Here is a 5,983-nt window from a genome sequence, read left to right as displayed (position 1 = left end):
TCTGAATATCAATATCCTTTTGACCCTACCCGCTAGCTGGAGAAAACATGGCGCGCAAGAACATTGAACTCGGGGTTATCCCGACGGGGCAGGGCGGCGACACTTTTCGGTCGGCGATGACGAAAATCAACGGCATGACCGAGGAGCTGTACACGGCTATCGGTGAGGTCGGCAACGGAGCCGTGAAATCCGCGGCCGGAGTCAAGCCCGATGCCACGGGCGACATCCCCAAGGCGGCACTTGCGACTGCCATTGGCTTGGACAGCAAGGCGGACAAGTCTGGCGTGGAGACCGCGCTTAACCTCAAGGCCGACAAAACATCCGTGTCGGAAGGGTTGAGCCTAAAAGCTGACAAAGCAACTTTAGACAGCAAGGTGGACAAGGTGGCCGGCAAGACGCTGTCATCGAACGACTACACCACGCTCGAGAAAACCAAACTCGCCGACATGGTCAGCCCTATGGCGTTCGGGCTCGGTTCCAAAAGCCTTAACGTCACCGCAGATGACGTTACGGCATTTGCTGGTTATGCAGGAAACACGGCGGGTTTTCCGGGTGGCAACGGTCAAGTCATCACGATGGTTGGTGCTGCCACGCGCCGAACTCGAATCGCTACCGATCACGACGTTGATACCGTCTACTTTCAGCGCATGACCGACACTTGGCAGCCTTGGCGCCGATTCCTTTTGCGCAACGATTACGGGCTTGGCGCTGACCCGCGCTCGAACTTGCCAGGTGATCAGATTGCACATATCGACAACATCTCAACCCTTCGTTCGAACGGGAAATACCGAGTTTCGCCAGCAACCGTTGGCGGGCCTGGTGTTTACGGAACACTCGACATGAACTGGTACGACGCGACCAACTGGACGATGGTAGTGCACGCCACCGACGCCAGCGTCATGGCCGTGCGCGGGTGCGTCAATGGAGCTGCTTCAGGCTGGGTGATGCATTACGCTGGCAGCAGCGTGAAGAAGTGGGTTAGCGACTGGCGAACCCTGCAAGCCGGGGCAACCTCTTACTTTCAACATAACATTGGCATTCCCGGCACATCGTATACGTGGCAAGGACGAATCAAAGTAGCTACAGCCGGATGGCAAGTTGGCTCAGTAGTTTCAGTGAGCACGAACGCGGAAACAGCCTATCAAACCGGGTTCACAGCATGGGAGCTGACAGATCCGAATGGGTTCAGAATCCAGTGCAACAGCAGCCCTAACCTTGGGATGATCAACACTTTTGGTTCGGGAGCCGTTGCCTACCTCCCTTGGGCAAACGTCGAGCTTCGTTGCATCGTTGTAGCGATCTAACAGGGGGACTTATGAGCAATGCATATCAGTACGTCTGGAGTGACGGAACGCAAGCAGCAAGGTTTGTCGGCGACCATACTCCGCCAGAGGGGGCAGTACTTGTCGAGTCCTTCGCGGAGTTCTGGGATCAGGTCTGGTTGTTTCCTGGCTGGAGCGAGTCGCCCAGCGAAGAGGCCCGAAAGGATGCTGAATGGAGATCGGAGCAAATTGCGATTGCTGCAGCGCAGCTTGAGCGCCTGGAGGAGGCGGAAGCGGGGATTGAAGTTGCCGACCTGCTACCAGGTACGCGCAAGCAGTGGCTCGCATATCGCGGCCAGCTCAGGGCCTGGGTGAAAGGCGGCCCCGATTCACCTGATCCTGGTCGACGCCCGCAGCGGCCAGAGTAAGTTTTCGAACCCCGCCAACGAGCGGGTTTTTTATGTCTGGAGAAAACACAATGCCACTCATAGAACAGCAACTGTTGCAGATTCTCCCGAACGCCCGCCCTGTAGCGGGCGTTTTTGTTCCTGCCCTCAACCGCGCCATGGCGCGCTGGAAGATCGATTCCAGAGTTCGCCAGGCGGCGTTCATCGCCCAGGTCGGGCATGAGTCTGGCCAGCTACGCAGCCTGGTCGAGAACCTGAACTACAGCTCCGAGGCGCTAATGCGCACCTGGCCAAACCGGTTCACGCCACAGACAGCTGGCGCGTACGCTAGGCAGCCCGAGAAGATCGCTAACAAGGTCTACGCCAACCGGATGGGCAACGGCCCGGAGGCCTCTGGCGATGGCTGGCGCTTTCGTGGCCGCGGCTTGCTGCAGGTCACCGGCAGATCGAACTACCGTGCCGCCAGCGCCGGCCTGGGCCTGCCACTGGAGGCGCAGCCCGAGCTGCTCGAGCAACCCGAACAGGCCGCCCAGTCCGCTGCATGGTGGTGGGCACAGCATGGGCTCAACGAACTGGCCGACGCCGGCCGTATCCAGGACATCGGCAGCATCATCAACACCGGGGCGCCTGGTCGGGTGCCGAATGGCGCGGCTGATCGCAGGGCTCTCTATGAGCTGGCGCTCAAGGTGCTCCAGTGAGCGCCTGGGTGCTACGCGCGGTCGTCCTGTTGTTGATCCTCGCGTCTTACTGGGGGATCTACCAGCACGGTCGATCAGTCGAGAGTGCAGAGTGGCAGGCCCGCTGGAGCGCACGTGACGCCGGCGACAAACAGGCCTGGGCCCTGGCTGAGCGCGAGGAGCGCGACAAAGAGCAGGCCCGGCAGAACTCAATCAACAAGGCGGTTCAGGATGGACAACGGAAAATCGATCAAGCTGCAGCTGATGCTGTTACCGCTCGCGCTGCTGCTGACAGCCTGCAGCGGATCGTCGACGATCTCACCGATCGCCTCAAGCGTACGACCAGCAGCAATTCCTGCACTACCGCCGCACGCGCGACAGCAACCCGCACCGCCCTGGTGTTTGCCGAGCTGTTCAAGCGCGCTGATCAAAGAGCGGGAGATCTGGCGGCAGATGCTGATCAAAGCCGGAGCAGGGGAGTGACTTGCGAGCAGGCCTACGACAGTTTGGCGAGATAGTGTGTAGGGCCTGGAGTGCAAGACTGAACCCTGCGCATTGCCGTTATGTCACAAAGATATTGGGAAATCGTCGGCGTGCCGCCGGATGATGACATGCGCAGAGGCCAAATCATCAGGTCTGGAAGTGTTGCTATACCTTAAGCGTGGAATGCTATTCGGCGAGGTCAAGCTCATGATGAATACAGCCCTGGTTGAATGGCGATATCTACTGGCTATACAGGATATCGCTGAGGAATGTATCGATGAACGCTACTGTCACCTGATCTCCACCGCCAATGAGATGTTGCGATTGGGGCTAGTTAATCGGTCCGAGTGGCACGCTCAGATTCAGGAGGCTGGAGACTGGTTGGTAGCTGCAATTGAGCGCGAGCAGGCGTCGACCGAACAATAAGAGCCCGCTAACGAGGTCCGTAGCTATTTCACCTGGGCCTTGCTGGCCTCGGTATCTGCCGGCGGAGATCCTCGTTTGCGCGCCTTAGATATTCGCACGTGGATTCAAGCTGTAGAACCCTATTACGATGCTGTGTGGCCTCAGCTGCCATGCTGCGAAGCCTGACTAGCACTTCCTCGCGATCACGCTCTGCATTCGAATACAGGCCTACCAGCTTGTGGATGTTTTCCCGGGCTGTGCGCAGCTGTTGATTCAGCTCACCGATCTCGTTCTCAAGCAAGACGATGTGCTGCTGCAGCATTTCCTCGGTTGTGGGGATACCCAGCCAGTCGGCTGTGTCTTCGGTGTCGGGGTGCATGGTACTGCCTCAAATCCAATGCTGTATGTGTATACAGTAATCAAGGTTTTGCAGGTCTGTGATTTGAGGCGACGAGGTGTATGGGGTAGGGATCTGTGGTCGGTCGGCAGGACGCCGGAGGGAGGGGGGAGAATGGGCTAAAAAGAATACCAAAACTGGAATAGCCACCCTTGAGCGCCGCGGCCTGCGGAGACGTGAAATGATGATTGTTCTGGTACTAAAAATCCCGTCTAGCCCTTGGTAGGCTGGCCTATGGTGGACGGATTGCAAATCCGCCTACGCCGGTTCGATTCCGACCTCGGCCTCCACCCTTGAAAACCCCGTAGATTAACGTCTACGGGGTTTTTTATTGCCTGGGATTTGGGCAATCACTTCCGCAAATTTTTGGATCGCTTCCGCAAGTAGCCTGTTTTCGGCGTCGCACTGAAGAGAATTTCCCATCTCGGATTACGGGCTGGCGATGGTTCTCGGCTAAGATGTTTTCCCTTCGTTCCTATGGATCTTTCGGACTTGGCGATAAGGAATCGCGCTATGACAGCACCAGTAGCTGCCGCGGTCGTACATCGCGACGAGAAAATTCTTATCACGCGCAGAGCTCCAGGCCAGAAGCTGGCGGGCATGTGGGAGTTTCCGGGCGGTAAGCTTGAGCATGGCGAAACACCGCAGGACTGCATCACCCGTGAACTACGTGAAGAGTTGGGTGTTGAGTCCGTCGCCGGCGAGATTCTCACTTCTTCGATTTACACCTATCCCGGCGGCACGATCGAACTGATCGCTGTCAGCGTCGTTTTGCAATCCATCCAATTCGTCCTGCAGGTACATGACCTGATCGAGTGGGTGCGACCTCACGAGTTACTGCAATACGACCTTGCTCCTGCTGATGTTCCAATTGCTGAAGAGATCATCCGAACATATGGTTAATTTTGTTCCTCCAGTCCCAGGCTCTAATCTCAATAACGACGATCTGACGCAGTTGTTTCAATGCAGCCCGCAAGGTGGGATGCGCCGCTCAAATCGTACCAACACCCTCGTCATCGTTTCGAACCATGTGGCGTCCATTTATGACGATCGCTGGGTTAACGATGTGCTGCACTACACCGGTATGGGTCAGCAGGGTGATCAGTCGCTGGAATTTAACCAAAACAGAACGCTGAATGAGTCCCGTGCAAACGGCGTATCCGTGCATCTGTTCGAAGTATTCACTGCTAAAACCTATACCTACATCGGTGAGGTGGTGTTGGCTGATGACCCGTATCAGGAGAGGCAGCCTGACGCTGAGGGACAGGAGCGCTTTGTGTGGGTATTCCCGCTACGCCTCAAGTCAGGTGCTCTGCCGGCCATACCAGATTCCACGCTGCAACAGCTAAACCAGGTGAAGGAGAAGCAAGCGCGTAAATTGAGTGATGCTGAGGTAGAGGCTCTCGCTCGGCGCCAAGGGCGGGCCAGTGTTGGAAAGCGCAGTGCCAAAGTTACCCAGCATCAACGTTCAGCCTGGGTCGCGGAGCATGCCAAGCGCAGATCCAAGGGGCGGTGTGACTTGTGCCAAGAAGCTGCACCGTTCAACAAGAAGGACGGAAGCCCCTTTCTGGAGACGCACCACATTGTGTGGCTTGTAAAAGGCGGGGCCGATACCGTGGAGAACACTGCTGCACTTTGCCCCAACTGCCACCGCAGAATGCATGTGCTGGATGATGATGCAGATAGGCAACTATTGACCGTGCGGTTGAGCGGTCTTTAATTCAGGACCTGTATATAGAAGGAGAAATTATTTTTGAGTAGACGATTTGGTCGTTTATGTTCCTGATGGTAGTTAGCGGAAAACTACTCAGCGTGGTCTTGATTCTGAAATAGCAGCACTGACCCATTTGGATGGGTTTGTATATCATTCACATACGGCTAGAATGAGGTCTAAGTGATTAACACAGGTGCTAAAGTACCGTACAAGCGAAATCAACACGTTTTATCACAATGGATTTTAAGGAATTTCAGAAGTGATGATACGGCAACCGAAAAAAAAGATAAACAAAGAGTGTGGTGCCATACTGTTTATCTTGACGATGACAAAGAAAATGAGATCAGAGAAATACCGCTACCAATATCTTCTGTTGCCGTTAGCAAAGATTGTTTCATGCTAATTGATGGTGGTTCTGGTGAGAAGTTCGACATAGAGGCAGAGCTCTCTGAATACGAGTTAAGAACTTCAAGTTTTTTCAATAAGTTAATTCATGAAAATAAATTTGAGTTGTTGGTTGATGTTAAAAATAACACGTGTGAAGCGCTTGATACGATTCTAAGTTTCATGGTTGTTCAGATGATCCTGAATGCTCACAATCCTCAAAACAAAAGCCAGGATAAAGATGTTGTTTTTGA

General features: G+C 54.9%; 7 protein-coding genes. All 7 read left to right on the top strand.

What is annotated here, in order from left to right:
- Nucleotides 1-47: 47 nt before the first annotated feature.
- A complete protein-coding gene (locus ACK6AU_RS31130) occupies nucleotides 48-1,304 on the top strand; it encodes a hypothetical protein (RefSeq protein WP_409303542.1) in 1,257 nt (418 codons plus the stop codon).
- A gap of 11 nt (nucleotides 1,305-1,315) precedes the next feature.
- Nucleotides 1,316-1,690 carry a hypothetical protein gene (locus tag ACK6AU_RS31125; protein ID WP_409303540.1) on the top strand — a complete coding sequence of 125 codons (375 nt, stop codon included), beginning with the start codon at nucleotides 1,316-1,318 and terminating at the stop codon, nucleotides 1,688-1,690.
- 50 nt (nucleotides 1,691-1,740) lie between these two features.
- A complete protein-coding gene (locus tag ACK6AU_RS31120; protein ID WP_409303538.1) occupies nucleotides 1,741-2,367 on the top strand; it encodes a glycoside hydrolase family 19 protein in 627 nt (208 codons plus the stop codon).
- Nucleotides 2,364-2,864: a DUF2514 family protein gene (locus ACK6AU_RS31115; RefSeq protein WP_409303536.1), complete on the top strand. Its 501-nt coding sequence runs from the start codon at nucleotides 2,364-2,366 to the stop codon at nucleotides 2,862-2,864. Before ACK6AU_RS31120 ends, ACK6AU_RS31115 begins: the two co-directional genes overlap by 4 nt.
- Nucleotides 2,865-4,144: 1,280 nt before the next feature.
- Nucleotides 4,145-4,534, top strand: coding sequence for a (deoxy)nucleoside triphosphate pyrophosphohydrolase (locus ACK6AU_RS31110; protein ID WP_409303534.1), 390 nt, complete (start codon nucleotides 4,145-4,147; stop codon nucleotides 4,532-4,534).
- Complete coding sequence (locus ACK6AU_RS31105; RefSeq protein ID WP_409303532.1) at nucleotides 4,482-5,351, top strand: HNH endonuclease; 870 nt, start codon at nucleotides 4,482-4,484, stop codon at nucleotides 5,349-5,351. The genes ACK6AU_RS31110 and ACK6AU_RS31105 overlap by 53 nt, the downstream gene beginning before the upstream one ends.
- Before the next feature lie 174 nt (nucleotides 5,352-5,525).
- A partial coding sequence (locus tag ACK6AU_RS31100) for a DUF4238 domain-containing protein (protein ID WP_409303530.1) occupies nucleotides 5,526-5,983 on the top strand: 458 nt, incomplete at its 3' end.

It is taken from the genome of Pseudomonas sp. KCJK8993 (assembly GCF_046230915.1).
In the GTDB taxonomy this organism is placed as follows: domain Bacteria; phylum Pseudomonadota; class Gammaproteobacteria; order Pseudomonadales; family Pseudomonadaceae; genus Aquipseudomonas; species Aquipseudomonas piscis.
Note: the sequence above shows the minus strand (reverse complement) of the source record. Positions and strands in the feature narration are given on the sequence as shown.